At 71.6% G+C, this 26,553-nt stretch carries 27 protein-coding genes; 12 read left to right on the top strand and 15 right to left on the bottom strand.

Annotation, left to right across the window (positions count from 1 at the left end; translation table 11 throughout):
- Positions 1-39 precede the first annotated feature (39 nt).
- Positions 40-978 carry an ATP-binding protein gene (locus KME80_RS23180; RefSeq protein WP_219508213.1) on the top strand — a complete coding sequence of 313 codons (939 nt, stop codon included), beginning with the start codon at positions 40-42 and terminating at the stop codon, positions 976-978.
- An 86-nt stretch (positions 979-1,064) separates the two neighbouring features.
- Positions 1,065-1,451 (top strand): SCO5389 family protein, encoded by a 387-nt coding sequence (locus KME80_RS23175; RefSeq protein ID WP_219508212.1) that lies wholly within the window; start codon positions 1,065-1,067, stop codon positions 1,449-1,451.
- A 5-nt stretch (positions 1,452-1,456) separates the two neighbouring features.
- Here KME80_RS23175 and KME80_RS23170 read toward each other — a convergent pair whose 3' ends face one another.
- From KME80_RS23170 to KME80_RS23160, 3 genes are read right to left on the bottom strand one after another with little or no spacing between them, the layout of a single operon-like run.
- The gene (locus KME80_RS23170) at positions 1,457-2,461 is read right to left on the bottom strand and encodes an LLM class flavin-dependent oxidoreductase (RefSeq protein WP_219508211.1); all 1,005 of its coding nucleotides are present in this window, start codon (positions 2,459-2,461) and stop codon (positions 1,457-1,459) included.
- Positions 2,462-2,494: 33 nt separating this feature from the next.
- On the bottom strand, positions 2,495-3,166 hold the full coding sequence (gene rnhB / locus KME80_RS23165; protein WP_219508210.1) for a ribonuclease HII: 672 nt from the start codon (positions 3,164-3,166) through the stop codon (positions 2,495-2,497).
- Positions 3,167-3,177: 11 nt separating this feature from the next.
- Complete coding sequence (locus KME80_RS23160) at positions 3,178-4,113, bottom strand: LysR family transcriptional regulator (protein WP_219508209.1); 936 nt, start codon at positions 4,111-4,113, stop codon at positions 3,178-3,180.
- A gap of 79 nt (positions 4,114-4,192) precedes the next feature.
- Between KME80_RS23160 and KME80_RS23155 the strand changes: the two genes are divergently transcribed.
- The 3 genes from KME80_RS23155 to KME80_RS23145 all read left to right on the top strand — a co-directional run bounded on the left by KME80_RS23155 (position 4,193) and on the right by KME80_RS23145 (position 9,396).
- Positions 4,193-5,467, top strand: coding sequence for a pyridoxal phosphate-dependent aminotransferase (locus KME80_RS23155; RefSeq protein WP_219508208.1), 1,275 nt, complete (start codon positions 4,193-4,195; stop codon positions 5,465-5,467).
- A 131-nt stretch (positions 5,468-5,598) separates the two neighbouring features.
- Positions 5,599-6,255: a GNAT family N-acetyltransferase gene (locus KME80_RS23150; RefSeq protein ID WP_219508207.1), complete on the top strand. Its 657-nt coding sequence runs from the start codon at positions 5,599-5,601 to the stop codon at positions 6,253-6,255.
- Between the two features lie 171 nt (positions 6,256-6,426).
- Positions 6,427-9,396 (top strand): AfsR/SARP family transcriptional regulator, encoded by a 2,970-nt coding sequence (locus KME80_RS23145; RefSeq protein ID WP_219508206.1) that lies wholly within the window; start codon positions 6,427-6,429, stop codon positions 9,394-9,396.
- Positions 9,397-9,701: 305 nt separating this feature from the next.
- Here KME80_RS23145 and KME80_RS23140 read toward each other — a convergent pair whose 3' ends face one another.
- On the bottom strand, positions 9,702-11,099 hold the full coding sequence (locus KME80_RS23140) for a DUF7059 domain-containing protein (RefSeq protein ID WP_219508205.1): 1,398 nt from the start codon (positions 11,097-11,099) through the stop codon (positions 9,702-9,704).
- 152 nt (positions 11,100-11,251) lie between these two features.
- Between KME80_RS23140 and KME80_RS23135 the strand changes: the two genes are divergently transcribed.
- Positions 11,252-11,596, top strand: coding sequence for a hypothetical protein (locus tag KME80_RS23135; protein WP_308125894.1), 345 nt, complete (start codon positions 11,252-11,254; stop codon positions 11,594-11,596).
- Here the strand turns inward: KME80_RS23135 and KME80_RS23130 are convergent.
- Both KME80_RS23130 and KME80_RS23125 read right to left on the bottom strand, forming a co-directional pair.
- Positions 11,550-12,140 (bottom strand): TetR/AcrR family transcriptional regulator, encoded by a 591-nt coding sequence (locus KME80_RS23130; protein ID WP_219508204.1) that lies wholly within the window; start codon positions 12,138-12,140, stop codon positions 11,550-11,552. The genes KME80_RS23135 and KME80_RS23130 overlap by 47 nt on opposite strands.
- Entirely contained in the window at positions 12,137-12,658 is a 522-nt protein-coding gene (locus KME80_RS23125; protein ID WP_219508203.1) for a GNAT family N-acetyltransferase, read from the bottom strand. The genes KME80_RS23130 and KME80_RS23125 overlap by 4 nt, the downstream gene beginning before the upstream one ends.
- Positions 12,659-12,718: 60 nt before the next feature.
- Here KME80_RS23125 and KME80_RS23120 point away from each other — a divergent pair, with 60 nt between their 5' ends.
- The 4 genes from KME80_RS23120 (at position 12,719) to KME80_RS23105 (ending at position 16,077) form a co-directional block, all read left to right on the top strand.
- The gene (locus tag KME80_RS23120; RefSeq protein WP_219508202.1) at positions 12,719-13,165 is read left to right on the top strand and encodes a winged helix-turn-helix transcriptional regulator; all 447 of its coding nucleotides are present in this window, start codon (positions 12,719-12,721) and stop codon (positions 13,163-13,165) included.
- Between the two features lie 29 nt (positions 13,166-13,194).
- On the top strand, positions 13,195-13,992 hold the full coding sequence (locus tag KME80_RS23115; RefSeq protein WP_219508201.1) for an SURF1 family cytochrome oxidase biogenesis protein: 798 nt from the start codon (positions 13,195-13,197) through the stop codon (positions 13,990-13,992).
- A gap of 10 nt (positions 13,993-14,002) precedes the next feature.
- Positions 14,003-14,746 (top strand): tyrosine-protein phosphatase, encoded by a 744-nt coding sequence (locus tag KME80_RS23110; RefSeq protein WP_219508200.1) that lies wholly within the window; start codon positions 14,003-14,005, stop codon positions 14,744-14,746.
- A 134-nt stretch (positions 14,747-14,880) separates the two neighbouring features.
- Positions 14,881-16,077 (top strand): amidohydrolase family protein, encoded by a 1,197-nt coding sequence (locus tag KME80_RS23105; RefSeq protein WP_219508199.1) that lies wholly within the window; start codon positions 14,881-14,883, stop codon positions 16,075-16,077.
- Here the strand turns inward: KME80_RS23105 and KME80_RS23100 are convergent.
- From KME80_RS23100 to KME80_RS23085, 4 genes are read right to left on the bottom strand one after another with little or no spacing between them, the layout of a single operon-like run.
- Positions 16,074-16,433, bottom strand: coding sequence for a YkvA family protein (locus KME80_RS23100; protein ID WP_246645511.1), 360 nt, complete (start codon positions 16,431-16,433; stop codon positions 16,074-16,076). The genes KME80_RS23105 and KME80_RS23100 overlap by 4 nt on opposite strands.
- Before the next feature lie 58 nt (positions 16,434-16,491).
- Positions 16,492-17,907: an amidase gene (locus KME80_RS23095; protein ID WP_219508198.1), complete on the bottom strand. Its 1,416-nt coding sequence runs from the start codon at positions 17,905-17,907 to the stop codon at positions 16,492-16,494.
- A 5-nt stretch (positions 17,908-17,912) separates the two neighbouring features.
- Positions 17,913-18,872 (bottom strand): LLM class F420-dependent oxidoreductase, encoded by a 960-nt coding sequence (locus KME80_RS23090; protein WP_219508197.1) that lies wholly within the window; start codon positions 18,870-18,872, stop codon positions 17,913-17,915.
- Positions 18,873-18,929: 57 nt separating this feature from the next.
- Complete coding sequence (locus KME80_RS23085) at positions 18,930-19,598, bottom strand: TetR/AcrR family transcriptional regulator (protein WP_308125893.1); 669 nt, start codon at positions 19,596-19,598, stop codon at positions 18,930-18,932.
- 224 nt (positions 19,599-19,822) lie between these two features.
- Here KME80_RS23085 and KME80_RS23080 point away from each other — a divergent pair, with 224 nt between their 5' ends.
- Positions 19,823-20,839: a hypothetical protein gene (locus KME80_RS23080; RefSeq protein WP_219508196.1), complete on the top strand. Its 1,017-nt coding sequence runs from the start codon at positions 19,823-19,825 to the stop codon at positions 20,837-20,839.
- Positions 20,840-20,893: 54 nt separating this feature from the next.
- Here KME80_RS23080 and KME80_RS23075 read toward each other — a convergent pair whose 3' ends face one another.
- From KME80_RS23075 to KME80_RS23055, 5 genes are all read right to left on the bottom strand, one after another.
- Positions 20,894-21,952, bottom strand: coding sequence for an aspartate-semialdehyde dehydrogenase (locus KME80_RS23075; RefSeq protein WP_219508195.1), 1,059 nt, complete (start codon positions 21,950-21,952; stop codon positions 20,894-20,896).
- On the bottom strand, positions 21,949-23,223 hold the full coding sequence (locus KME80_RS23070) for an aspartate kinase (protein WP_219508194.1): 1,275 nt from the start codon (positions 23,221-23,223) through the stop codon (positions 21,949-21,951). Before KME80_RS23070 ends, KME80_RS23075 begins: the two co-directional genes overlap by 4 nt.
- Positions 23,224-23,309: 86 nt before the next feature.
- Entirely contained in the window at positions 23,310-23,840 is a 531-nt protein-coding gene (locus KME80_RS23065; RefSeq protein WP_219508193.1) for a DUF5063 domain-containing protein, read from the bottom strand.
- Positions 23,833-24,432 carry a recombination mediator RecR gene (gene recR / locus KME80_RS23060; protein ID WP_219508192.1) on the bottom strand — a complete coding sequence of 200 codons (600 nt, stop codon included), beginning with the start codon at positions 24,430-24,432 and terminating at the stop codon, positions 23,833-23,835. Before recR ends, KME80_RS23065 begins: the two co-directional genes overlap by 8 nt.
- Positions 24,433-24,435: 3 nt before the next feature.
- Positions 24,436-24,786, bottom strand: coding sequence for a YbaB/EbfC family nucleoid-associated protein (locus KME80_RS23055; protein ID WP_219508191.1), 351 nt, complete (start codon positions 24,784-24,786; stop codon positions 24,436-24,438).
- Positions 24,787-25,112: 326 nt separating this feature from the next.
- Between KME80_RS23055 and KME80_RS23050 the strand changes: the two genes are divergently transcribed.
- Positions 25,113-26,543 carry a GAF domain-containing protein gene (locus KME80_RS23050; protein ID WP_219508190.1) on the top strand — a complete coding sequence of 477 codons (1,431 nt, stop codon included), beginning with the start codon at positions 25,113-25,115 and terminating at the stop codon, positions 26,541-26,543.
- Positions 26,544-26,553: the final 10 nt, after the last annotated feature.

The following is a 26,553-nucleotide window of genomic DNA, read 5'->3' as shown; positions in this document are numbered from 1 at the left end:
AGCGGAAACGGTTTTCATAATCATCGCCAGGAGGTTCCCGTGAGGGTGGCGTTCGTCGGCAAGGGCGGCAGCGGCAAGACCACGATCTCGGCGCTGTTCGCCAGATACGTCGCGGGCAGGGGCGCGCCGGTGGTGGCGGTCGACGCCGACATCAACCAGCACCTGTCGCTGGTGCTCGGGCTCGACAGCCCACCGGAGCCGCTCGGCGCGCACCTCACGGAGATCAAGGACTTCCTGCGCGGCGACAACCCGCGCATCCCCTCCGCCGACGCGATGGTCAAGACGACCCCGCCGGGCCGCGGCTCCCGGCTGGTGTCCGTCAAGGACCTGGCCGAGCACCGCTACGCGGCCCCGACGCCGGAGGGCTTCCGCCTGATGGCCACCGGCCCGTTCAACGACGACGACCTCGGCGTGGCCTGCTACCACTCCAAGGTCGGCGCGGTCGAGCTGCTGCTCAACCACCTGGTCGACGGCCACGGCGAGTACGTGGTGGTCGACATGACGGCGGGCTCCGACTCCTTCGCCTCCGGCCTGTTCACCCGCTTCGACCTGACGTTCCTCGTCGCCGAGCCGACCCGCCAGGGCGTCGGCGTCTACCGGCAGTATCGCGACTACGCGGCCGACTACGACGTGCCGCTGGCCGTGGTCGGCAACAAGGTCCACGGCCCCTCCGACGTCGACTTCCTGCGCGAGCACGTGGGCGACGACCTGCTCACCTGGATGGAGCACTCCTCCGCCGTGCGCGCCATGGAGCAGGGCCGCGCCTTCAGCCTCGACGACCTGGAGCCGGCCAACTCCGACGCGCTCGCCGTGCTGCTCAAGCACGTCGACGAGCAGGAGAAGGACTGGGTGCGGTTCGGCCGCCAGGCCGCCGAGTTCCACCTGCGCAACGCCCGCGCCTGGGCCAACGCCAGGACCGGCCTCGACCTGGCCGGTCAGGTCGACCCCGACTTCGTCTACGGCCCTCCGGCCGCCTGACCCACACGACTGTCGCCCTACGGCCATCTGGAGCGTTTCCGGAGGCTCACCTAGCGTCAAGTTGATGTCTTTCGAAAGGAGACAGCATGTCGCTGACCGTTCCGAACGATCTCCTCGACCAGGCCAGAGCCGGGGATGTCGACGACGCGGCGTTCGTCGCCTGCGTCCGCGACTCCCTGCCCTACGCCTGGTCGGTGATCACCGAGCTGGTCGAGCAGCGTGACAGGACCGGCGCCGAGTTCGCCGACAACCAGGTGCCGCCACCGGACGAGGAGGCCCGAGGGCAGCTCCTGCGCTGCCTGGCGAGCGACGCGATGCGGGGCGCCCTGGAGCGCCACTTCGGCATGAAGCTGGCCTTCCAGAACTGCCACCGCGTGGCCGTGTTCGACCCGGCGGCGCGCGAGGCGCTGAGCGAGTTCGTCACGCCGCGGGCGCAGATCCTCAACCAGAAGCCGGAGCTGGTGGACTGCTGATCCGTTCAGGGGCCGCCCGCCGCTCCGGGCGGGCGGCCTCTCAGCAGCGGCAGCACTTCGGCGCCGAGCCGCCGCACGTCCTCCGCGGCGTTCCCGCCCGCCTCCACCATCAGGATGAAGTGGTCGATCCCGGTCGTCTCGGCGGTGCGCAGCAGCGTGCGGGCGCAGTGCTCGGGCGAGCCCACGGGGTGGATCCGGGCCAGGAAGTCCACGTACGCGTCCACGTCCCGCTCGGGTCGTGGCCGCCCGTCCACCGGCGTGTAGCTCGCCAGACCGGGCTTCAGCCAGGCGGGCATCGACTCCTTCAGCTCCCGCACGGCCTGCGGCGTCGTGTCGGCGACGTGCGCGACCGCCGCGGCGACGTGCCCCCCGGAAGAGCCGGGAACACCGGACGCGCCATGAGCCCGCACCGCCGCCGCCTTCTCCTCGTCGCCGACGTGCACGCCGAGCAGCATCGGCAGCCCGCGCGCGGCCGCCAGCGCGATCGTGGACCCCGACGTGCACGCGACCACCGGCCGCAGCCGCGCCGACGGCACCATCCGCACGTCGCGGAAGGCGAAGAACTCACCGGAGGCCGACACCGTCTCGCCTGACAGGGCGGCCGTCAGCAGGTCGAGCGATTCCGGGAAGCCCCGCTCGAACCGGTCCAGCCCGGTGCCGAACACCTCCAGGTCCACCCACGGCCCGCCACGCCCGACGCCGAGCGTGAAGCGCCCGCCCGACAGGTGGTGCAGCATGGCGGCCTGCTCGGCCAGGGCGATCGGATGCTGCGTGGACAGCACGCTGACGGCGGTGCCGAGCCCGATCCTGGTGGTGCGCCCGGCGGCGACGGCGGCCAGCGTGATCGGCGACGGGCACACGCCGTAGGTCATGAAGTGGTGCTCGGCGATCCACGCGTCGTCGAACCCGGCCCGCTCGGCGGCGACGATCAGCTCGACGGTGTCGGCCAGGATCCGGCCCGGCTCCCCGCCTGGGAACTGGGCGGCGACGAGGAAGATGCCGATGCGCATCCCACCGATGATGGCCGACGCCGCAGCCCAGTGTCAGCCGAAGAGGCTGACCTGCCCCTCGACGGCGGCCGGGTCGCGGTGCCGCTTGAGGTGCCGCCAGGCCGGCAGGTCGTCCAAGTAGGACCAGGAGAGCCGGTGGTGCGCCGTCGGCCCCAGCTCGGCGAGCGCCTGCTGGTGCTGCGGCGACGGATATCCGGCGTTCTCCGCGAACCCGTACGCCTCACATCCGATCTCCGCCATGTACGCGTCGCGCCTGACCTTGGCCAGCACCGAGGCGGCGGCCACCGAGATGCTGGCCGCGTCGCCCTTGACCTCCAGGCGCACCGGCCAGGGCGCGCCGATGTAGTCGTGCTTGCCGTCGAGGATGACGGCGTCGGGCCTGGTGGGCAGCGCTTCCAGGGCACGCCGGGCGGCCCTGCGCAGCGCCTCGGTCATGCCGAGCCGGTCGATCTCGTCGTGGCCCGCCTCGCCGAAGCCGATGCCGGCGGCCCAGGTCTCCAGCTCGGCGGCGACCTTGTCGCGCTTGGCGGCGGAGAGCTGCTTGGAGTCGGTGAGCCCGGTGGGCGGCGCGGACAGGTCGGTGACCACGGCGCACACGGTGACCGGCCCGGCCCAGGCTCCGCGGCCCACCTCGTCCACGCCCGCGACCGTGCGCACGCTCGGCTGGGCGAGCAGGAGGGTCTCGATGTCGTACGTCGGCGCCATGGCGCAGAACGCTACCGGTCGGCGAACCGTACCGGATCCAGATCGGCGGCGATGTAGCGGGCGGCCACGTGGATGGCTCGCAGGGTCACCGAGACCGAGGGCCGGTTGACGCTGGAGACGCGCGCCACCGCGTGCACGTCGCGGCCGACGGGATTGCCGGGGAAGTGGCGGACCGACAGCCCGCGCACGCCGGCGGCCAGCGCGAGCGCGGGCACGGCGGCGATGCCGATGCCCTTGGCGACCAGCGACAGGATGGTGCCGAGTCCTTCGAACTCCCACGGCGTCGGCTTGGTGCCGCCCACGTCCACGAACAGCCGGTCCACCGCCAGGCGGGACGGCTCGCCGTCGGGGGTGGCCATCCACGGCTCGTCGCGCAGCTCCCTGAGGTCGAGCGGCACGTCGGGGTCGGCCAGCCGGTGCTTGCGCGGCACGACGAGCACCAGGGGGTCGTGCAGGAGCGGGAAGACGCGCAGGTTCTCGCTGTCGCGGGCCATGCCGTACCAGTCGTCGACGAGCGCGATGTCGACCTCGCCTGACTGCACCTCCCGCATGCCCTTTCCCGACCTGCTCTGCCCCAGCCTGAGCGTGAGTTCGGTGTGGCGGCGGAGGGACCTGGCGAGGGCCGGGGCGAATGCGACGGCCGCTGTGGGGAAGGCGGTAACCACGACACGTCCGGCGGGGCTGCCCGCGTGAGCCGAAAGGTCCGACTCAGCCTCCTCGACCATGGAAAGGATGCGTTCCGCGTGCGCCACCAGCCTGCGGCCGGCGTCGGTCAGCTCGGCACTGCGCGCGGTCCGGTCGATGAGCGCGGTGCCGGTCTCGCGTTCGAGCGCGGCGAGCTGCTGAGAGACCGCGGAGGGGCTGTAGCCCAGCGATTCCGCGGTCGCGGCGATGCTGCCGCGCCGAGCGAACTCGCAGATCAACGTCAAACGCCGCAAATCGAGCATCGGACTTCCTTACGCCTACCCACAAAAAGCCTCGCTTGTCCTGATGCCTTCCTACAACCACCCTGGGAACGTGACAAACATGACCGTGACTCTCTCCGCCACCCTGGCGGCGAACGAGGACATCGAACGAAGACGACGCGCCGGGGAACGCGTGCTGAACCTCGCCTTCGGTGAGGCAGGACTGCCCGTCCACCCGGCGCTGCGCGACAAGCTGGCCGCCGCATCGGAACGCAACGGCTACGGGCCGGTCGCGGGGGCGTCCGAGCTCAGGACGGCGGCGGCGGGCTACTGGACACGACGGGGGCTCATCACCGACCCCGAGCTGGTCGTCTGCGGGCCAGGCAGCAAATCCCTGCTGTACGGCCTGCTCCTGGCGATCGGCGGCGACGTCGTCCTGCCCATGCCCAGCTGGGTCAGCTACGCCGCGCAGGCCGACCTCGTCGGGTCACGCCCGATCCTGATCCCGGCGCCCTCGGGCCAGGGCGGCGTGCCGGACCCCGACCTGGTGAAGGCGGCCGTGCTGGACGCCCGCGCCCAGGGCCGGACCGTACGCTCCCTGCTCGTGACGCTGCCGGACAACCCCACCGGCCGGCTCGCGCCGCGCTCGGCGATCCACCGCCTGGTCGCGCTCGCCCGCGAACTGGACCTGTACGTCATCTCGGACGAGATCTACCGCGACCTGCTTCACGACCCCTCCACGTCCTTCACCTCCCCGGCCGATCTGGCGCCCGAGCGCACGATCGTCACCACCGGGCTGAGCAAGAGCCTGGCCCTGGGCGGCTGGCGGATCGGCGTCGCGCGGCTGCCCGACGACGCGCACGAGCTGCGCGCCCGGCTGCTCGCGGTGGCCAGCGAGATCTGGTCGGCCCCGGCCGCCCCGATCCAGGAGGCCGCGGCGTACGCCTTCACCGACCCCAGCGAGCTCACCGAGCGCGTCAGGCAGAGCCGCCGGCTGCACGGCACGCTGGCCCGCGCCGTACACGACAGGTTCGTGGAGATCGGCGCCTCCGTGCCGGCCCCGCAGGGCGGCTTCTACCTCTACCCGGACCTGAGCCATCTGCGGCTCGGCGGCTCGGCCGACGTCACCCGGCTCCTGCTCGACCAGCACGGCCTCGGGGTGCTGCCCGGTCACGCCTTCGGCGACGACCCGGCCGCCGCGCGCGTGCGGGTTGCGGTCAGCCTGCTGTACGGGGACACGACCGAGGACCGGCTGACCGCGCTGACCAGCCCCGATCCGCTCCAGTTGCCGTGGATCGCGGCCTCGCTCGACCATCTTTCGATGGGCCTGAAGGAGCTCTCGCTGGCGTCGCGTGAACGGCGTCCGGCGCTGGTGCCGACCGGATGTCACGGTTAGGCGAAATCTTCCCCGGAGATCCTTCCGAATTACCCCTCTGACCTGCGGAAACACCGTGCTTTCCGAGGTGCGGGGACGACGGCCCCGATAGCGTGGTTCCGCGGACTCCGAGCAACCCCCATCATGTGCACATGTCCGCTCTTGTCACCTTGTCCGGGCGCCTCGTGCGCCTGGAACCTCTCAGCCTCGCGGTGGTCGATGACCTGATCGCCGCGGCGAGTGAAGACCGGTCCACTTACGGCTTCACTCGGGTCCCGGGCAACCGGGACGAGATGGTCTCCTACGTGGAGGCCGCGCTGGCTGAGCAGGCGGAGGGCCGCACGGTGCCCTTCGCCATCCGGTGGCTGCACACCGACCGCGTGGTCGGTGCCACCCGTCTCATGAACCTGGAGTACTGGCAGGGTCCCATGCCCTGGCCTCCGGGCACGCGTGGTGCGGTGGGCGAGGTCCCGTCCGTGGCCGACATCGGTTACACCTGGCTGGGCGCCTCCGCCCAGGGCACGGGTGCCAACCGGGAGAGCAAGTTCCTGATGCTCTCGCACGCCTTCGAGACCTGGCAGGTCCACCGCATCACGCTCAAGGCCGACGTGAGGAACGTCCGATCCCGGGCCGCCATCGAGGCCCTCGGCGCACACTTCGACGGGGTGCGGCGAGCGGAAAGCCGAGGCGCCGACGACACGGTCCGAGATACGGCGTTCTACTCGATCCTGATCTCCGAATGGCCGGCCGTGCGAGAACGGCTGCTCCACAGGCTCGGTCTGGTCGAGACGGCAGTCGAAGCAGCATAGGAAAATCCGTTGAAGGCCCCGCCCGGAATGGGCGGGGCCTGTGTCGTAAAGGCCGTGTCGTCAAAAGGCGGCCAACGCTTCGGTTAACGAATGCCCGCATTCCTAGGTGCTCGGCGTCATTGGATCTATCATTTGGTAACAAATCGTTCCATTGATGTGGGGACAGGCGGCATGGCTGGTCAGGACATCGAAGGCGGGCTGCGGTTCGCCGTACTGGGTCCCGTCCGCGCGTGGCGCGATGGTCAGGAGCTCGACCTCGGCACGCCGCTGCAGCGCTCCATTCTCGGCATGCTGCTCCTGCGGGAAGGCCGCGCGGTCACCCCGGCCGAGATGATCGACGCCGTGTGGGGCGAGGAAGCGCCGCCCAGGGCCCTCGGCGCGCTGCGCACGTACGTGTCCCGGCTGCGCACGGTGCTGGAGCCCGACAGGCCCGCCCGCTCACGTCCCGAGCTGCTCACCTCCGTCGGCAGGGGCTACGCGCTGCGACTGCCCGGCGACGCGCTGGACCTGACCCGGTTCGAGCGCGGCATGGCCGAGGCCGAGAGCGCCCGCAGGTCCGGCCGGCTGTCCGCCGCCGCCACCGGCCTGCGGGCCGCGCTCGCCCTGTTCGAGGGCGAACCGCTCGCCGGGGCCGTCGGCCCGTACGCCGAGCACCAGCGCGACCGGCTGATCGAGCGCCGCATCAGCGCCATCGAGACGCTCATGGACATGGACCTGGAGCTGGGCAACCACGCCGCGGTCGTGTCGGAGCTGATCGCGCTGACCGCCGACCACCCGCTGCGCGAGCGCCTGCGCGCCCAGCTCATGCTGGCCTACTACCGGTGCGGGCGGCAGGGTGACGCGCTGGCCGTGTTCACCGAGACGCGCGACGCGCTGGTCGAGGAGCTCGGCATCGAGCCCGGCCACGAGCTGACCTCGCTGCACCAGCGCATCCTGGCCGCCGACCCCACGCTCGCTGCCGCCGAGGTGGCCCCCGACGAGCCGCCCGCCGAGGAGGAGCACGCGCCCGAGCTGCCCCGCCCGGCGCAGCTCCCGGCCGCCGTGAACGACTTCACCGGCCGCAAGGAGATCGCCCGGCGGCTGCGTACGCTGCTGTCGGCCCAGTCGCCCGCCGAGGGCGTGCCCGTCGCCGCGATCTGCGGCATCGGCGGCGTCGGCAAGACCGCGCTGGCGGTGCACGTGGCGCACGCGACCGGCGACCTGTTCCCCGACGGCCAGCTCTACGCCGACCTGCGCGGCTACACCGACGAGGCGACCGCGCCCGAATCGGCGCTCGGCGCGTTCCTGCGCGCGCTCGGCATCCCGACCGACGTCATCCCCGAAGGACTGGCCGAACGCTCGGCGCTGTACCGGTCCATCCTCGCCGACCGGCGCATCCTCGTCCTGCTTGACAACGCCCGCGACGCCCGGCAGGTCAGCCCGCTGCTGCCCGGCTCGCCCGGCTGCGCGGCCATCGTCACCAGCCGGGTCAAGCTGGCCGACCTGCCGTCGGCCAAGCTCATCGACCTCGACGTGATGGAGCCGGACGAGGCGCTGTCGCTGTTCGCCTCGGTCGCCGGGCCGGAACGGGTCGCCGCCGAGCACGCCGCCGCCATGGACGTGGTCGCCGCCTGCGGCTTCCTGCCGCTCGCCGTGCGCATCGTGGCCGCCAGGCTCGCCGCCCGGCCCTCGTGGACCGTCGCCTCCCTGGTGCCCAGGCTGGCCGACGAGCAGCGCAGGCTCGACGAGCTGCGCGTCGGCGACCTGGCGGTCGAGGCCACCTTCGCGCTCGGCTACGGCCAGCTCGAAGCCGCCCAGGCCCGCGCCTTCCGGCTGCTGTCGCTGCCCAACGGGCCGGACATCTCGGCGGGCGCCGCAGCCGCCGTGCTCTCGACGACGGTGATCGAGGCCGAGGACGTGCTGGAGTCGCTGGTCGACGCCAGCCTGCTGGAGGCCCCGGCGCCCGGCCGCTACCGCTTCCACGACCTGCTCAAGCTGTTCGCCAGGCGGGCGCTGGAGAAGAGCGAACGCCCCCAAGCCCGCACGATGGCGCTGCGGCGGCTGCTCGGCTTCTACCTGGCCTCCGCCCAGTCGGCCCACCGGCTGGCCTACGAGGGCAGCATGATCTCCGACAACCTGGTGGTGGTCGGCAGCGGGCGCACGTTCGGCACCGCCGACGAGGCCGTCGCCTGGCTGATCGCCGAGGGCGACTCGCTGTTCGCCGCGATCAACCAGGCCGCCGCGTCCTCGCGCACCGGCGAGCAGCTCCTGCCCGCCGGCGACCTGCTCGTGGCCATGGAGCCGCTGCTGGAGTCGGGCACCCACACCCGCGAGTTCGACCTCGGCACCCGCGCCGTGCTCGCCACCGCGCTGCGGCTCGGCGACCAGGCCGGCGAGCTGCGCGCCCGCTACGTGCTCGGCCGCGTGCTGTTCGCCGGCAACCGGCTGCCGGAGGCGGAGGAGCAGTTCGAGATCGTCCACACGCTGTCGGTCGAGCGCAAGGAGAAGGTCGTCACCGGCGAGGTGCTGAACGCGCTCGCCGTCGTCGTCGGCCGGCAGCGCCGCCACACCGAGGCGCTCGCCTGGTTCGACGCCGCCATGCGCTTCTACCGGGAGAACGGCGTGCCCGCCGGCGAGGGGCTGGTGCTCAGCTACTCCGCCCGCGACCACCTCGGCCTGGGCCGCCCCGACGACGCGATCGCCGCGGCCGAGAAGGGCCTGGCCATCTTCACCGAGATCGGCAGCGGAGCCGGCACCGCCAGGGCCCGCTACCACCTCGGCATCGTGCTGTCGCGCGTCGGCAGGCTCACCGAGGCCGTGCACCACCACGCCGAGTGCCTGGCCTTCTTCCGCGCCAGCAAGCAGCGGGTGTGGGAGCAGCGAGTCTGCTCCCGGCTGGCCGAGACGTTCATCGCCGCCGAGCGCTACCCCGACGCCGTACGCCACGCCGAGCAGGCGCTGGTCGTGTCGCGGGAGATCGGCCACCCGTTCGGGGAGGCCCTGTCGCTGGCGGTGCTGGGCAAGGCGCTGCGCGGGCTGGGCAGCGTCTCCAGGAGCGTCGACTGCCTACGCCAGGCCTTCGCCATCTTCACCAGGCTGGGCGCGCCCGAGGCCGGGGACATCAAGGTCCTCCTCGACAGCGCTCAGGTCGTCGAGTCCTGAGTACAGCTCGTCGTCCAGACGTGTCATCCACACATGGTTAAACAAGGCTGTCCCTTTGGAGTCACGACCCCCGTGGCCGATGAGATACGCGGCCCGGCCGGCCATCTGACCGCCACGCGTCGCTAGGGGGCCCGGTTATCCGGATGCTCCGCGTAGCGGCTAGCCGCCTCACATCGACGACCGGCCGGACCCGACACGGTCCTCGAACCCCCCAGGTCCGTGTCGTAGTCAGAAGCTTCCACCGGCGGCGTCAACAACCGATCAACGGCGAATCAAAGGCGCTGAGCCTGGGCAACCGAAAAGGCCTAGAGCAGGAAGTAGCCCTCCGCGATGAGGGGGCGGATGGCGTCGGCGTCCGGGATCTCGCCGTCGCCGACCAGCTCGGCGATGACGTTGAGCAGCGGCCCCAGCGCCAGCTCCCCGTCGCAGACCCCGGCGAGCGCCGCCTCGACGGTGCCGACCTCCCTGCTGCGGCGCAGCCCGGTCGTCTGGCGGAGCACGATGCGCATCGGGTCCTCGGCCCCCGGCAGCCCCACCCGCTCGTCGAGCAGCCCGTCGGCGGTGCGCAGCAGCGCGGACCCGAGGTCGCGGACCCGGTGGGCGGCGCCGATCGCGTCGAGCACGTCGTCGACGTAGCCGCCGACGGGCAGCGTGACCTGGTGGGTGAGCTCCTCCAGGCGTACGACCGGGTCCAGGGTGCCGGAGCTGCGCATGCTGATCCAGCCGAACCCGATCCCCTCGACCTTGTGCTCCTCGAACCAGGCGAGCCACCGGTCGTAGTGCTCGGTGTAGCCGGGGGTGCCCTGCTCGGCGGCGTCCTTGAGCCACAGCTCCACGTATTCGGCGGGGTCCTGCGCGTCGCGCTGCACCACCCAGGCGTCGCACCCGGTCTCGCCGAGCCAGCCGCCGACGCGGTCGCGCCAGTCCTCGCCTTCGACGTGCAGCCAGCTGGCCAGGTAGTGGGCCTGGCCGCCGGGGTTGAGGTGCCGGGGCGTGTCCCGTACGAGATCGCGGCAGAAGCCGTCGCCGTCGCCGCCGGTCTCGCGGTAGGTCAGCCGGCCGCCGGGCGAGATGACGAACGGCGGGTTGGAGACGATCAGGTCGAACCGCTCGCCCGCCACGGGCTCGTACAGGGAGCCGGTGCGGGCCTCGACGCCGGTCAGGCCGGAGAGCTGCCAGCTCAGCCGGGCGAGCTCGACGGCGCGCGGGTTGACGTCGGTGGCGGTGACGTGGCCGGCCCGCCCGGCCAGCGAGAGCACCTGGACGCCGCAGCCGGTGCCGAGGTCGAGAGCGCGGCCGACGGGGCGGCGGGTGACGAGCTGGGCGAGGTTGGCGGAGGCGCCGCCCGCGCCGACCACGTGGTCGGGGCGCAGCGCCGGGTCGCCGGGCCGCACCTTGCGGTCGGAGACGACGTAGCCGCCGGTCTCCCAGGGCTGGAGGTGGACGGTCGCGCGGGCCTGCGAGCCGGAGACGGCGATCAGGCCGGACTCCAGCACGGACGGGTGCAGCGCGCTCGTCTCCACGGGGGCACCCAGCCACCACAGGCGGATCAGCGTGCCCAGCGGGTCGCCGGCGGCGGTGGCGCGCAGGGCCGGCACGAGCTCCTCGCGGGCCAGCGCCGTGGCCGCCATGTCGCCCAGCCGGTCGCGGACGCCGTCGATCGTGTAGCCGGTCTCCAGGAGGTGCTCACGCAGTCGTTCCACGAGACCATCCTTTCACCGCAGATCACAACGGAACCTCCGATACCGTCAGTGATCATACTGTTACCGAGACATCCAAGTTTTCCGCAAGCTGGGAACAAGTGGGGCGCGATACTTCTGGGGAGCCGCTGTGCCGTTCGACGAGGAGCGGATTCGTGCTGATCCCCTGCCTGACCTGCCAGTCCCGTTTCGCGCCGGACGAATACTTCGCGGCCTGCTCGGGCTACAACCGGTGGCTGGACCTGGTCTCGTGGACGTGCCCGCGCTGCGGCAACCACGACGACATGCGGGTGCTTCCCGGCGAGCTCGGCTTCGGCTACCGGCACCGGGGCCGGTTCGCGGTGCACGATCGCGTACGGGTGCCCGGCCTGCGCAGGCAGCGCGGTGAGCTGCGGCTGGACATCTCGCTCGACCGGTCGAGCTGGCGGGTGCCCGCCCGGCTGGGGCCGCCGGTCAGGGCTGGCGCAGGCTCTGCCAGGCGGCCTCGCCGAGCCCCCTGATCTCCTCGTCGGTGGGGGTGTGGGCGCCCGCGAACCACAGCCGGCACATCTCCTGCGCGGGCCCGAGCCACAGCACGTAGCACATGGTCGGGTGGACGGGCTGGAGCAGGCCGTTCTTCATGTGCGGCCGCCACCAGTCGGAGACCTGGCGGAAGAAGCCGCGCCTGGCCTCGGCGACCTCGGCGCCGCCCGGCTCGTGCTTGCGCGGCGGGCGCTCGCTGACCAGGATGCGGGCCCGTTCGGGGTGCTCTCCGGCCCAGCGCATGTGGAACGCGACGATCGCCTCGATCCCGGCACGGGCGTCGTCGTGCCCGACCAGCTCGGCGAGGAACTCGCTCTGGTAGGAGGCCAGGATCTCGCCGTAGAGCACGCCGAAGACGTGCTCTTTGCTGGCGAAGTGGTGGTAGAAGCTTCCGACGCTCACGCCGCTCTCCTCGCGGAGGCTGGCCAGGGTCGTGGCGGAGACGCCGTCCTGGCTGAAACGGCGGAGCGCGCCCTCGATGATCCGGGTCCGTCCGTCGCGTCCGTTCTTGACACTCTTCACGCTGTCAATGGTGAGCCACCAGAACGTTGTTCCGCAAATACTCCCGCCTGTTGGATCATAGCGGTCACTTCGACCGCGCCGGACGCGACCTTCATGCCGGCCTCCGGCCAGATCCTGCGGATCATCCGCAGCGCCCGCCTGTTCTCCCCCAGCACGTCCATGCCCACGGTGGTGGCGCCCCGCACGGCGGCTCTGATCAGGAGCGTGCCGAGGAGCCTGGGGCCGAGCCCGAAGCCCTGCCACTGGTCGGTGACGACCACGGCGATCTCCACGTCGGCGGTGCCTCCCCGGTAGCTCATGGCGTGGCCGACGATCTCGTCGCCGTGCAGCGCGACCAGGGCGTCACGGCGCTCGTCCACCTCGACCATCGTGCGCACGAGGCTCGCGGAGGGCCGGGTGACGCCGGTGAAGAAGCGCAGCGTCTGCGTCTGCGGCGACAGCCCGGCCAGGAAGCGCCGGACGCGCTCGTCGTCGTCGGCCCGCGCCGGGCGGATCAGCGGCTCCTGAGTTCGGATCACAGACCCAGCCTGCCCTCAACGATCTGAGTCTGTCAACTGAACTCAGGTATGATGTGCACCATGAACGTGCCTTTCCGGGTGGCCAACTGCTCCATCGAGCGGACCCTGGACATCGTCGGGGAGAAGTGGACCTTCCTGGTGCTGCGTGAGGCGTTCCGGGGCGTACGCCGCTTCGCCGACATGCAGGCGTTCACCGGCGCCCCCCGCCAGGTGCTCAGCGCCCGGCTGACCCGGCTGGTGGACGAGGGCCTGCTGCGCAAGGAGCCCTACCGCGAGCCCGGCCAGCGCCAGCGCGACGAGTACCGGCTCACCGACAAGGGGCGCGACCTCTATCCGCTGCTGGTCGCGCTCATGCACTGGGGCGACAAGTATCTGGCGGGCGAGGAGGGCCCGCCCGTCCTGCTGACCCACCGCGACTGCGGCGCACCCGTCGAGCAACACCTGCGCTGCGCCGACGGCCACGAGGTGGGCGGCCCGCGCGAGGTCACGGCGGTGCCGGGCGCCTGACCACCGGCATCGGTGCCTACCCTTGTAGCGTGTACCGGTTCCTGCTCACGCCCCGTTGGATCGCGCTCCACGTCGTCGTGCTGCTCGTGATCCCCGCTTTCGTGTTCCTGGGCCGGTGGCAGTTCGGGCGCTTCGAGGAGCGCTCGGCCAACAGCGACCTGGTCACCGCCAACATCGAGGCAGCCCCGGTGCCGCTCGGCACCCTGGCCCGGCCGGGCGAGCCGGTCAAGGAGTCCGACCGGTTCAGGAAGGTCGTGGTCAGCGGCACGTACGACGCCGGGCACGGCCTGGTCGTGCGCCGCAGGCCGCAGGACGGGCGCAACGGCTACTACGTCCTGACCCCGCTGGTGATCGGCCAGGGCCAGGCGGTGCTCGTCAACCGGGGCTGGGTGAAGGCCGGGGCGACCGCCGACACCCCGCCGGACGTGCCCCCGCCGCCGCCGGGTGAGGTAAGTGTCACCGGGCGGCTACGTACCGGCGAGACCGAGGCCAACAGCGGGATCCGCGAGCGCTCCGGGCTGCCGCCCGGCCAGGTCCTGCTCATCGACCCGGCCAAGATCGGCAAGGCGCTGCCGTACCGGCTCGTGGGCGGTTTCGTGGAGCTGGTCGAGCAGAAGCCCGCGCCCGCGGCGGCGCCCGAGCCGGTGCCGGCCCCCGACGTGGGCGCCGGAGGCGGCCTCAACCTGGCCTACGGCGTGCAGTGGTGGCTGTTCATCGGCATCGCGATCGGCGGCTGGGTGCTGCTGATCCGCCGCGAGCTGGCCGACCGCAAGGCGCAGGAGGCCCGCGCCGCCGATGACCAGCAGGCGGAAATGTCCGCGAACTAAGGTGGTGAGCGTGAGCCGCCACATCAAGTTCGCAAATATCCACAACTTCCGCGACATAGGTGGATATGCCACCAAGGACGGCCGGACCGTCCGCTGGCAGCGGCTCTACCGGGCCGACTCCCTCGGCTGGCTGGCCGGACCCGACCTGGAGACGTTCCGCGCGCTGGGCGTGCGCACCGTCATCGACCTGCGCCACCCCTTCGAGGTCGACAGGCACGGGCGCGTCCCCGACGAGCACGGCCTGGCCTACCACAACCTGCCGATCGAGGGCCGGCGCTGGCAGTTCGCCACCTTCGACGAGGCGGAGGGCGTCCCCCGCTTCCTGGCCGACCGCTACCTGGAGGTCACCGAGGACGGCGTGGACAACCTGCGCACCGCCCTGGAGACGGTCTGCCGCGCCGACAGCGCCCCCGCCGTGATCCACTGCGCCGCCGGCAAGGACCGCACCGGCCTGCTCACGGCGATGATCCTGGCCGTGGCGGGCGTGGCCGACGACGACATCGTGGCCGACTACGAGCTGACCGGCCTGGCCACCGAGCGGTTCATCGCCGACTGGCGGGCCCGCCACCCGGACGAGGAGCTGTGGCCCGGCTTCGGCCTGGCCCCCGCCGAGGCCATGCGGCTGTTCCTCGCCGACCTGGCGGACAGGCACGGCTCGGTGGAGTCGTACGTGACCGGCGTGGTCGGCCTCTCCCCCGACGCCGTCGGCGAACTACGCGCCCATCTCCTGACTGAACCCGGCCCGCGCGGGTAGCGGCGGGGCCCCGGGATCGCCAGCCGTCCCCCTCCCGGCGATCCCGGGTCCGAACGGCCCTCGGATATGCCCGGATACCCAACGGATACGTCGCAGCTTGTTCGACGTTATCCCGCCGTCGTACGGTTACCTGCGTGACTACGCCGCTGCTTCCCGATCCAGAGCCGAGGCGGCGCGACTACGTGATCATCTCCGCCGACGATCATCTGATCGAGCCCCCTGACCTTTTCGAGGACAGGCTGCCGGAGAAATACGCCGACGTCGCGCCCAAGGTCGTGGAGACCGAGGCCGGTCACCAGGTCTGGCGCTACGGCGGCGCCACCTACCCGTGCGCCGGCCTCGACGTGGGCGCCGGGCTGCCCCGCGAGCAGTGGACCCTGGACCCGGTCAGGTTCGAGACCATGCGCCCCGGCTGCCACGACATCGAGGCCCGCGTCCAGGACATGGACGTGGCCGGCGTCTGGGCCGCGCTGTGCTTCCCCGGCATGCTGGCCGGCCAGTCGGGCATGCCGTTCGCCAGGACGCGCGACCAGGAGCTCGGCCTCGCGCTGGTCAAGGCCTACAACGACTGGCACATCGACGTCTGGGCGGGCACCTACCCGGAGCGGATCATCGGCCTGCAGCTCCCCTGGCTGCCCGACCCCGACGTGGCCGCCAAGGAGATCCGCGCCAACGCCGCCCGGGGCTTCAAGGCGGTGGTGTTCCCCGAGTTCCCGACCCGGCTGCGGCTGCCGTCGATTCACACCGGCCACTGGGACCCGTTCTTCGCCGCCTGCGAGGAGACCGGCACGGTCGTCTGCCTCCACATAGGCGAGTCGAGCTGGTCGCCGGTGCCGTCGCCCGACACCCCCATCGAGGCGATCACCACGCTGCTGCCGACCAGCGCCATGTTCGCCTGCGCCGACTGGCTGTGGTCCGGGCTGCCGCTGCGCTTCCCCAACCTGCGCATCCTCATCGCCGAGGGCGGGGTGGGCTGGCTGCCGGTGCTCGCCGAGCGGGCCGACTACGCCCTCGACCACCCGGTGGCCGGCGAGGCGCAGTGGGACGGCGGGCTCAAGCCCAGCGAGGTGCTGCGCCGCAACTTCTTCTTCGGCACACTCGACGACCACGCGCTGTCGGGGGTGCGCCTCGCGGTCGGCCTCGACCACGTGCTGCAGGAGAGCGGCTATCCGCACTCCGACTCCACCTGGCCCGACACGCAGAAGTCGGTCGCGCGCAACCTCGGCGCGCTGCCGCCCGCCGACATCGCCAGGGTCGCCTACGGCAACGCGGCCCGGCTGTTCGGGCACCCGCTGCCGTCACGCGCGTGGCTGAGGATGGAGGAGATCTAGCCTTCCTGCGGGGCCGGCTCCACCCGGCCGGTGATGATCCGGCGCTCCCAGTCGACGTAGCGTCCGCTCTCGCCGAGCAGTGACGCCATCAGCCACAGGAACACGCCGAAGTCGTCGGCCACGCCGATCAGCATGAGGAAGTCGGGCACGACGTCGATCGGCGAGACCAGGTAGACGACGCCGAGCGCCATCATGGTGAGCCTGCCCTTGCCCAGCCCGTCGTACCGGCCCCGGAGCGCGGCGCCGAGCATGCGGGGGATCGCCCGCAGCCGCGGCATGAGGCCGGGCGTGCCGGGCTTGGTGACGTCCCGGTACGCCCGATAGGCCGCCGCGGCCTTCGCTGCTTTCGCCATCATGTGTTTCCCCTTACCCCGTCTCTCACGACATAACGTGTTACCGGGGGCAAGGAGTTCCTCACAGCGCGGGATGCTCGAACGGCCTGGCGGCCTCGATCTGCGCCGCGACCCTGATGAGCAGGTCCTCCCGCCCGGCCGCGGCCACGAGCTGGACGCCCACGGGCAGCCCGTCGCGGGTGCGGTGCAGCGGCAGCGAGACGGCCGGCTGGCCGGTGGCGTTGACGGGCGAGGTGAAGGCCACGACGTGCGCAGTCCTGCCGAACGCGGTGCTCAGGTCCTCCGGCGGGATCCAGCCGAGCGGGAACGGCGCCACGCCAACCGACGGCATGAGCAGCAAATCGTGCCCGGCGGCCCACCAGGCGGCCATCCGCCTGCGGAAGCCGTCGATCCACTGCGCGGCCAGCAGGTGGGCCGCCGCGCTGCGTCCCCGGGCCGTGGCCACCATGGCGGCGTTGCGCGGCTCCAGCTCGTCCAGCTCGACGGCCCTGCCCCTGGCCGGGCCCAGGCTCTCGACGAGCGCGGCCAGGTTGTCGGCCACGATGGCGCCGAAGTGCAGGGGGAAGTCCGGCTCGCCCAGCGCCTCGGGGCAGCCGGGCGCCACGTCGTGCCCGAGCGCCGACAGCAGCGCCGCCGCCCCCGTCACGGCCTCGACCAGCTCGGGGACCTCCGGCACGTCGCCTCTCGGGTGCGCGGTGACGTACCCGATCCGCAGCCGTCCCGGGTCGGCTCCGGCCTCCTCGGCGAGCGGGCGCGGCAGCGGCGGGGCGGCGTACGGGTCGCCGGGCACGTACCCGGAGACCAGGTCGAGCGCGGCGGCGGTGTCGCGCACGGTCCTGGTCACGAACCCCGGGCAGGAGAAGCCGTTCCAGCCCTCACCCTGCGCGGGCCCGAGGCTGACGCGCCCGCGCGTGGGCTTGAGGCCCACCAGGCCGCAGAACGAGGCGGGGATGCGGATCGACCCGCCGCCGTCGCTGGCCGTCGCGAGCGCGACCATCCCGGCCGCCACGGCCGCCGCCGAGCCGCCGCTCGACCCGCCCGCTGAGTACGCGGGGTCGTGCGGGTTGCGGGTGGGGCCGAACGCGACGGGCTCGGTGCTGATCGTGCTGCCGAACTCGGGCGTGTTCGTCCGGCCCAGGATCAGGAAGCCGGCCTCGCGTAACCGGGTCACGCCGTGCCCGTCCCGGTCGATCCGCAGGCCGTCGCAGACCCGCGAGCCTGCGCTGTACGGCTCGCCGGCCTGCTGCCAGCCCAGGTCCTTGAGCAGGATGGGGACGCCGCGGAAGGGCGCGTGCTCCGGCAGGTCGTCGGCCTCGGCGAGGGCCCGCTCGAAGCGCGGGTGCACGACCGCGTTCAGCTCGCCGTCGCGGGCCTCGATGCGGGCGATGGCGGCCTCGGCGAGCTCGCGCGGCGACACCAGCCGCTCGCGCACCGCCCGGGCCTGGCCGACCGCGTCCAGCCGCAGGATGTCGTCCATGCGCCTCAGCCCTTCGGAGCCAGGTCGCGGACGGCCTGGGTGATGGAGACCTCGCCGCCCGGGATCGGGGCGAGCACGGGTGTGTTGAGGCCGTTCGCGACGTACTCCTCGATCCGCGCCCGGCAGGTCGCCGCGTCGCCGTGCACGATCAGCGCGTCGACGACCTCGTCGGGGATGGCCTGGAGCGCGGACTTGCGGTCGCCCGCCGCCCACGCCTCGTGCAGCGGCCGCAGCACCTCGCCGCGTCCCAGCCAGTCGTGGAAGGCCGCGTACGCGGGCACCGTGAGGTAGGAGGCCAGCATCCACCGGGCCTGCTCGCGTACGCGGTCGGTGTCCTCGCTCACGCAGACGAACAGCCGGGCGATCAGCTCCGTCTCAGGCCCGATCTCGGCGCGCACCTTGCGCACGTCGTCGGGCGAGAGCCAGTTGGTGATCGCGCCGTCGGCCTCCTCGGCCGCCAGCTTCAGCATCCGCGGCCGCAGCGCGGCCAGCACGATCTTCGGCGGCGTCTTCGGCGCCCGCTCCAGCTTGAACCCCTTGACCTGGAACGTCTCGTACGTCTCCGACACCTTCTCGCCGGTCAGCGCCTGCTTCAGGAAGCGCAGCGTGTCGCGGGTGCGCGCGTAGGGCTTGGCGAACTCGACGGCGTTCCAGCGCTCCACGATCGCCGGGGACGACGAGCCGATGCCGAGCACGAACCGCTCCGGCGCCAGGTCCGCCAGCGTGGCCGCCGACATGGCCAGCAGCGCCGGGCCGCGGGTGGAGACGGGCACGATGGCGCTGCCCAGCCGCACCCCGGGCGCCCACTGCGAGGCCAGGGCCAGCGGCGTGAACCCGTCCGTGCCGTTGACCTCGGCCGACCACAGGTCGGTGTAGCCGAGCGCGGGCAGCTCCTCGATCAGCTCCCGCGAACGGGCCAGCGAACGGTCGTAGAAGGGGATGGTCATGCCCCAGTTCTGGGTCATCGCGCGCCTCCGGGATCCGGGTGTGCCCTGACCATACCAACCGGTCTGTAGCCTCGACTACGCCCTGAGCTCGTGCACCGCGGCGATGAAGTCCTTGGTGATCCCGCGCAGCCCCGGCAGGTGCGACAGCCCGACCAGCCGGTCCACCAGCGGCACCGTCACCTCGATCAGCCGATACGTGCGCGCGCACCCCGGCGAGGTGTCGTGCACCCAGAACAGCACCATGCCCATCGACAGCAGCCACAGCAGCTCGGGCAGCTCCTCGCGCAGCTCGGCGTTCATCCGGTCCCGCGCCCCCTCGACCACCTGCCGGTAGATCCCGATGGACGCCTCCCTGGCCGGCGAGGACTGCTCGCTGAACGGGCTCAGCGGGTTCGTCGGCTCGGCCGCGTGCTTGTAGAACTTCACCGCGAACTCGTGGTACGGCTCCGAGACGCGCACCCACTCGCGCAGCACCCCGCTCAGCCGCCCGGCCAGCGTGAACTCGGTGGCCAGCAGCTCACGGCAGGCCTGCTCGTGCTCGGCCTGGGCGCGGTCGTAGTACGCCTGGATCAACGCCTCCTTGCTGGCGAAGTAGTAGTAGGCGTTGCCCACGGACACCCCGGCCTCGGCGGCGATGGCGCGCATCGTCGTCGCTTCGAAGCCGCGCTCCCGGAACAGTCGCAAGGCCGTCTCGACGATGACCTCTCGAGTGCTCTCCGATCCTCGGTTTCGGGCTTCGGACACGTTCGTCACTTTACGGCTTATTTCCGGGTTAGGTCATGAAGCCGCACGGTGATCGCCGCCACAAGGCAAAGATCCCGGTGGGACAGGGGTTATCCGGTGTGAAGGGTGGGATTGATGATTCCAGCGGAAGGGCTATTCCGCGAAAAGGCATCGACATGTGGATACGTAGGACAGTGCGGCTCCTCGTGGTCGCGCTCTTTGGTATCGAGATCACCATCATCGCGATGGCGTCTGCGGCCTCGGCCGCCCCCAGGACGCCGGCGGACGAGCCACGCCAGGCTCCGGACCCGGTCATCCGGGTGTACGAAGCCGGTGACATGTACAACGCCCCTCGCTGGTACGCCATGCTCGAGAAGACCGCGACGAGCCTGGAACGGGCTTACCACGCCCAACTCGGCCCCGTCCACGGGCTGGCGGGGCTCCGCGCGCACCACCCGGAGACCCGCGAGCACGCCGATCCGGGCGCGCTCACCCATATGCGCGAACCCACCGACCCGCGCGAGCTCTCCCACCTGCGGGAGCACGAAGAACCGCGGGAGCACGGGGAATCGCGAGAGCTGCGGGACCCCGCAGAGCCGGGAGAGCACGGAGAGCTGCGGGAACCCCGCGAGCTCCGGCGGCCCGGCAGCCGGCCCGGCGACTTCCAGGAGCCCAGCGGCCACCCCGGCGACTTCCGGGAGCCGGGCGACGAGCGCGAGTTCCGCGAGCTCTACCTGAGGCGCTTCGACGCCGGCCAGGCCGAGCGGCCCGAATCACGGGCCCGCGAGAGCAAGGGCGGCAAGGCGGAGGCCAGGCGGCACCGCCGTCCCGCGGTGGACCTGCACCGGGCCCGGCCCAGGCACGCCACCGTGCACCTGTCGCACGCGCACGCCTCGGACTGGCTCAAGGACGCCGGCCTGCGCTGGAAGTCGACGGGCAACTGCACCAGCAAGCACCTGCGCCACTGCACGTCGCTCGACTCGGTGCGCACCCGGACCGTCGCCAAGGCCGTGGAGCTGAAGCGGCGCAGCCGGTGCCCGATCACGGTGACGGGCGGCACCGAGGCGGGCCACGCCTCGGGCCGGTTCAGCCACGGGAACGGCTACAAGCTCGACATCTCACACAACCAGTGCATCGACCGGTACATCACGAAGAATCATCACCGGACCGGTGTGCGGAGTGACGGCGCCACCCTCTACCGCTCCCCGTCGGGCGACATCTTCGCCGACGAAGGCGACCACTGGGACATCCTGTTCCGGTGACAGGGCCGGCTCCGTCCACCACCCGGTGGACGGAGCCCGGACTTCAGAAACCCGTCAGAACTCGGACGCGACCAGCTCGGCGATCTCCGCCGCGTTCAGCGCGGCGCCCTTGCGCAGGTTGTCACCGCACACGAACAGATCCAGCGTGTTGGGGAAGTCGACCGCCTGACGCACCCGGCCCACATAGGTCGGGTCGGTGCCCACCACGTCGGCGGGGGTCGGGTAGACCCCGTTGGCCGGGTCGTCCATGAGAACCACCGTCGGCGCGGCGCCCAGCACCCGGTGCGCGTCGGCGACCGTGATCTCGCGCGCGAACCGCGCGTGCACGGCCAGCGAGTGCGTGGTGATCACCGGCACCCTGACGCAGGTCGCCGAGACCTTGAGGTCGGGGATGCCGAGGATCTTGCGCGACTCGTTGCGCAGCTTGAGCTCCTCGGAGGCCCACCCGCCGTCCTTGTACGAGCCCGCCCACGGCACCACGTTGAACGCGATCGGCGCCGGGAACGGCGAGTCGTCGGGCAGCTTGTTGGCCAGCGCCTTGCGCACGTCACCGGCCGTCTGGCCGATCGACCGGTCGCCGGCCAGCGCCTCGACCTCGTCGTAGAGCCGGGCCGAGCCTGCCACGCCCGCGCCGGAGACCGCCTGGTAGGAGGCGACGACCAGCTCGGTCAGCGTGTATTCGGCGTGCAGCGCGCCCATGGCCGCCATCATCGACAGCGTCGTGCAGTTGGGCGTCGAGATGATGTTGCGCGGCCGCTCGCGCGCGTCGAGCGGGTTGACCTCGGGCACCACCAGCGGGACGTCCGGCTCCATGCGGAACGTGCCCGACTTGTCGATCGCGATCGCGCCGCGCTCGGCCGCGATCGGCACCCACACGGCCGACACCTCGTCGGGCACGTCGAAGATGGCGATGTCGATGCCGTCGAACACCTCGGGGGCCAGCGCCTGCACGACGACGTCCTCGCCGCGCACCTGGAGCACCTTGCCGGCCGAGCGCGGCGACGCCACCAGGCGCACCTCGCCCCAGATGTCGTCACGCGAGGAGACGATGTCCCGCATGACGGTGCCTACGGCTCCGGTGGCCCCGATCAGGGCGAGATTGGGCCTGCTCATCGTCCTGAACCTCCATACACAACGGCTTCGACCTGGTCGGAGTCGAGATCGAAGGCACGGTGGGCGGCCGCCACGGCCGCGTCGACACCGTCCTGCTCGACGATCACGGAAATGCGGATCTCCGACGTGGAGATCATCTCGATGTTGACCCCCGCGTCGGCGAGAGCCGCGAAGAACGTCGCCGTGACGCCGGGGTGCGAGCGCATGCCCGCGCCGATCAGCGACACCTTCCCGATCTGGTCGTCGAAGAGCAGCGACTCGTAGCCGATCTCACTCTGGATCTTCTTCAGCGCCGTCAGCGCCGTCTGGCTGTCGGCCGTGGGCAGCGTGAAGGAGATGTCGGTGCGACCGGTCGCAGCGGCCGAGACGTTCTGCACGATCATGTCGATGTTGATCTCGGCGTTGGCCAGAGTTTTGAAGATCGTGGCAGCCTCACCGACCTTGTCGGGCACCCCGACAACAGTGATCTTGGCCTCGCTCCGGTCGTGCGCGACGCCGGAGATGATCGGCTGCTCCATCTCGGTTCCTTCGTGGTAAGGGTCGGAGACGACCCACGTGCCTTCCCTGTTACTGAACGAGCTGCGTACGTGAATCGGCAGGTTGAAGCGGCGAGCATACTCGACGCAGCGCAGGTGCAGGATTTTCGCGCCGCAGGCCGCCATCTCCATCATCTCGTCGTAGGAGATCCTGGGGATCTGCCGCGCGGCCGGCACGATCCGCGGGTCGGCGGTGAAGATCCCGTCGACGTCGGTGTAGATCTCGCAGACGTCGGCCTCCAGGGCCGCCGCCAGCGCGACCGCCGTCGTGTCGGAGCCGCCGCGGCCCAGCGTCGTGATGTCCTTCGACTCCTGCGAGACACCCTGGAAACCGGCCACGATCGCGATGTGGCCCTGGTCGAGAGCCTCCTGTATGCGGCTCGGCGTCACGTCTATGATGCGCGCCTTGCCGTGCGTCGAGTCGGTGATCACACCCGCCTGCGAGCCCGTGAACGAGCGGGCCTCGTGCCCCAGGTTGGCGATCGCCATCGCCAGCAGCGCCATGGAGATGCGCTCGCCGGAGGTCAGCAGCATGTCGAGCTCGCGGCCCGGAGGCAGCGGCGACACCTGCTGAGCCAGGTCGAGCAGCTCGTCCGTCGTGTCACCCATGGCGGAGACGATGACGACCACGTTGTTGCCGGCTTTTTTCGTCGCGACGATCCGCTGCGCGACCCGCTTGATGCAGGACGCGTCGGCGACGGACGAACCACCGTACTTTTGCACAACGAGCGCCACGAGAGTCTCCCGGTCTGGACTGTGAGGTGCCAGTCTACTTGGGGGCTCTCATGCCACTGATGGCTCAACCACTATGTGGACACCCGTCAGACGGTGGTGGCCTCCTCCGCCACGTCGAGCCGCGAATGCGCGGCCAGAGCCTGCAACGCCCGCATGGCCGCGCCCGCGTGGTTGCCCCAGGTGTTGAAGTAGGAATACTGCCACCACCACAGCGCCTCGGCCGGCCGCCCGGCCTGATAGTGACGCAGCCCGTGGATGAGGTCGGCCGCCACCGCCGTCAGGTCGTCGGAGAGCCTGTACGGCGTGACCCCCGTGTCCTTGTACGGGTCGAACACCTCGGCGTAGTCGTCGACCGGGCCGAGCCTCTCGGCCAGCGCCGTGCGCACCCCGTCGATGTCGGGGTCCTCGCTCAGCGGCGGCTCGTAGTTGCCCGACAGGATCACGTCGCGGTTCGCGCCGAGCTTGGCCCCGGCCAGGCTCACCTGCGCGACCTCGACCAGCAGCAGCGACCAGATGGCGTCGCCGCCCTCGCCGCCCGCCACTCTCGCCAGGCCGTCCACATAGTTGCTCGCGTGTCCGGCGATCTCCTCCGCCAGGATGCTCCACTCGTCAGACATCCAGCAGCCTCCGTCCTTCGAACGCGCGGCCCAAGGTCACCTCGTCGGCGTACTCGAGGTCACCGCCCACAGGCAGACCGCTGGCCAGTCGTGTCACTTTCACACCCATCGGCTTCACCAGACGGGCGAGATAGGTCGCCGTCGCCTCACCCTCGAGATTGGGATCGGTGGCGAGGATGAGCTCGGTCACCCGGCCGTCGGCCAGCCGGGTCATGAGCTCACGGATGCGCAGGTCGTCGGGGCCGACGCCGTCGATCGGGCTGATCGCGCCGCCGAGCACGTGATAGGTGCCGCGGAACTCGCGCGTCTTCTCGATCGCGACGACGTCCTTCGACTCCTCGACCACGCAGATCACATGCGTGTCGCGGCGCGCGTCACGGCAGATGCGGCACTCCTCCTCGGAGGCCACGTTGCCGCACACCCGGCAGAACCGGACCTTCTCCTTGACCTCCAGGAGCGCGTGCGCCAGCCGCTTGACGTCGGCCGGATCGGCCGCCAGCAGGTGGAAGGCGATCCGCTGCGCGCTCTTGGGACCGACGCCAGGAAGCAGACCCAGCTCGTCGATCAGGTTCTGGACGACCCCTTCGTACATCGTCTAGAACCCCGGCAACTGGCCGAGGCCGCCGCCACCGAGCCCCTGGGCCAGCGGGCCCAGCTTCTCCTGCTGCAGGTCGGAGGCCGCCCTGATGGCGTCGCGCACGGCGGCGATCACCAGGTCGGCGATCGTGTCGGCCGTGTCCTGCGGGTCCGCGGCGTCGATCACGCTCGGATTGATCTTGAGCTCGAGCAGCTCGCCCGAGCCGTTGACGACGGCCGTGACCATCCCGCCACCGGCCGAGCCCTCGATCTGCGCATCGTTGAGCTCCTGCTGGGCGCTCACAAGCTGCTGCTGCATGAGCTGGGCCTGCTCCAGCAGCTGCTGCAGGTTGACATCCCCTGGGTTCACCGTCGTGCGCTCCTCGTGGCTCCGCGTTCTTGACTGCCACGAGCCTACGGTGTTTGGGCGCGGTCATGTACTGGCAGGCATGCAGGTGTTTCGCGCTCCGGCCTCATTCTGGCCGGATCCCGGCCCCCCTCCAGTGTCCGGGACCCGGCCATCACACCGGCCGGAGCGGCCGCACCATGCCGGTGCGTCGAGAGGAACGGTAGACGTCACCACGTTGCACACAGGTTGCGATCGTTCAATCACCCTAAGCAATCCCTCGAACGGGTTGCGCCGGAAGCCCTGTACAACGGATGCTCGCCTTGGGGGCCGATTACATGGAGTGGCCGATGAGTTACGCTCACTTGAACGCATACTCCCGCCGCCTGCGCGCGGCACACGACAGCCTCAGCGCCGACGAGGTGACCCCCGCCGAGCCCCGCGGCATGATCGGCGCCTCCTGGAGGCGCTCCCTCGACGCCGGCATCGACCTCGACGCCACCGCCGCCCCGCTGGCCTTCGACAGCGCCACCATCAAGGACGTGCGCGCCTCGCACCCGCTCCAGCCGCTGCTCTCGCTCCTCGCCCAGACCCTGGGCCGATCCGCCGACGAGAGCGAGAACATCGTCCTCGTCACCGACTCCGACGGCCGGGTGCTGTGGCGCGAGGGCCACGCCGCCACCCTGCGCCGCGCCGACCAGGTCGGCCTCGCCACCGGCCACCACTGGGGCGAGGGCATCGTCGGCACCAACGGCATCGGCACCGCCCTGGCCCTGCGCCGCCCCGTGCACGTCTACTCCGAGGAACACCTCATGCGCGTGCTGCACGTCTGGTCGTGCAGCGCCGCCCCGATCATCGACCCGGACTCCGGCCAGATCCTCGGCTGCGTCGACGTCAGCGGCACCGCGCCCAGCCTCCACCCCGCCACGGTCGCCCTCGTCGGCGCCGCGGCCAAGCTCGCCGAGACCCAGCTCGCGCTGCGCATGCACGAACGCGACGACGCGCTGCGCCGCCGCTACGAGGGCCTGCGCGCCCGCTCCACCATCCTGCTCTCCCCCACCGGCCGCGTCATCGCCGGCGACCCCTCCGGCCGCCTCGGCTCCCGCGTCCCGCTCCCCACCACCGGAGACCGCATGATCCTGCGCGACGGCCGCGTCGCCGTCCTGGAGCCCTTCTCGGGCGGCTACCTCCTGCGCGCCACCCCGACCGTCACCGCCTCCCCGCTCGGGCTCACCCTGCTCGGCGACGGCCCGCCGACCGCCGTCGTCAACGGCCGCAAGCTGCCGCTGTCCCTGCGGCACGCCGAGATCCTCGCCCTCCTCGCCCTCCACCCGCGCGGCCTCTCGGCCGACCAGCTCTCCTTCCACCTGTACGGGGACGCGGGCAACCCCGTCACCATCAGGGCCGAGGTGCACCGGCTGCGCGCCCAGCTCGGCGCCATCGTCGAGGCGAAGCCGTACCGGCTGACCTCGCCCGTCGACGCCGACTTCCTGGAGCTGCGCCGCCTGCTGTCGGCCGGCGACCCGGCGGCGCTAGCCCGCGCCTACGCCGGGCCGCTGCTGCCGCGCTCGGAGTCACCCGAGATCCGCCGCGCCCGCGACGAGCTGGAGGTCCAGGTCCGCACCACGCTGCTGCGCCACGGCACTCCCCAGGACCTGTGGGCCTACGCCCAGACGGAGAGCGGCCGTGACGACCACCAGGTCCTCGAACGCATCACCCGCGGCCTCCCGGCCTGCGATCCCCGCGCGGCCGCAGCCCACGCCCGCCTCCGCGCCCCCTGATCCTTCGCCA

The organism is Nonomuraea ceibae, from assembly GCF_019396325.1.
GTDB classification, from domain to species: Bacteria; Actinomycetota; Actinomycetes; order Streptosporangiales; family Streptosporangiaceae; genus Nonomuraea; species Nonomuraea ceibae.
Note: the sequence above shows the minus strand (reverse complement) of the source record. Positions and strands in the feature narration are given on the sequence as shown.

Excerpts from the sequence above, each read along its gene's own strand:
- KME80_RS23170 (WP_219508211.1), bottom strand. The coding sequence starts at position 2,461 with ATGCGCATCGGCATCTTCCTCGTCGCCGCCCAGTTCCCAGGCGGGGAG.
- KME80_RS23150 (WP_219508207.1), top strand. The coding sequence starts at position 5,599 with ATGTCCGCTCTTGTCACCTTGTCCGGGCGCCTCGTGCGCCTGGAACCT.
- KME80_RS23090 (WP_219508197.1), bottom strand. The coding sequence starts at position 18,872 with ATGACCCAGAACTGGGGCATGACCATCCCCTTCTACGACCGTTCGCTG.
- KME80_RS23160 (WP_219508209.1), bottom strand. The coding sequence starts at position 4,113 with ATGCTCGATTTGCGGCGTTTGACGTTGATCTGCGAGTTCGCTCGGCGC.
- KME80_RS23080 (WP_219508196.1), top strand. The coding sequence starts at position 19,823 with ATGGCGTCTGCGGCCTCGGCCGCCCCCAGGACGCCGGCGGACGAGCCA.
- KME80_RS23145 (WP_219508206.1), top strand. The coding sequence starts at position 6,427 with ATGGCTGGTCAGGACATCGAAGGCGGGCTGCGGTTCGCCGTACTGGGT.
- KME80_RS23075 (WP_219508195.1), bottom strand. The coding sequence starts at position 21,952 with ATGAGCAGGCCCAATCTCGCCCTGATCGGGGCCACCGGAGCCGTAGGC.
- KME80_RS23095 (WP_219508198.1), bottom strand. The coding sequence starts at position 17,907 with ATGGACGACATCCTGCGGCTGGACGCGGTCGGCCAGGCCCGGGCGGTG.
- KME80_RS23155 (WP_219508208.1), top strand. The coding sequence starts at position 4,193 with ATGACCGTGACTCTCTCCGCCACCCTGGCGGCGAACGAGGACATCGAA.
- KME80_RS23100 (WP_246645511.1), bottom strand. The coding sequence starts at position 16,433 with ATGATGGCGAAAGCAGCGAAGGCCGCGGCGGCCTATCGGGCGTACCGG.
- recR (WP_219508192.1), bottom strand. The coding sequence starts at position 24,432 with ATGTACGAAGGGGTCGTCCAGAACCTGATCGACGAGCTGGGTCTGCTT.
- KME80_RS23065 (WP_219508193.1), bottom strand. The coding sequence starts at position 23,840 with ATGTCTGACGAGTGGAGCATCCTGGCGGAGGAGATCGCCGGACACGCG.
- KME80_RS23175 (WP_219508212.1), top strand. The coding sequence starts at position 1,065 with ATGTCGCTGACCGTTCCGAACGATCTCCTCGACCAGGCCAGAGCCGGG.
- KME80_RS23050 (WP_219508190.1), top strand. The coding sequence starts at position 25,113 with ATGAGTTACGCTCACTTGAACGCATACTCCCGCCGCCTGCGCGCGGCA.
- KME80_RS23120 (WP_219508202.1), top strand. The coding sequence starts at position 12,719 with ATGAACGTGCCTTTCCGGGTGGCCAACTGCTCCATCGAGCGGACCCTG.
- rnhB (WP_219508210.1), bottom strand. The coding sequence starts at position 3,166 with ATGGCGCCGACGTACGACATCGAGACCCTCCTGCTCGCCCAGCCGAGC.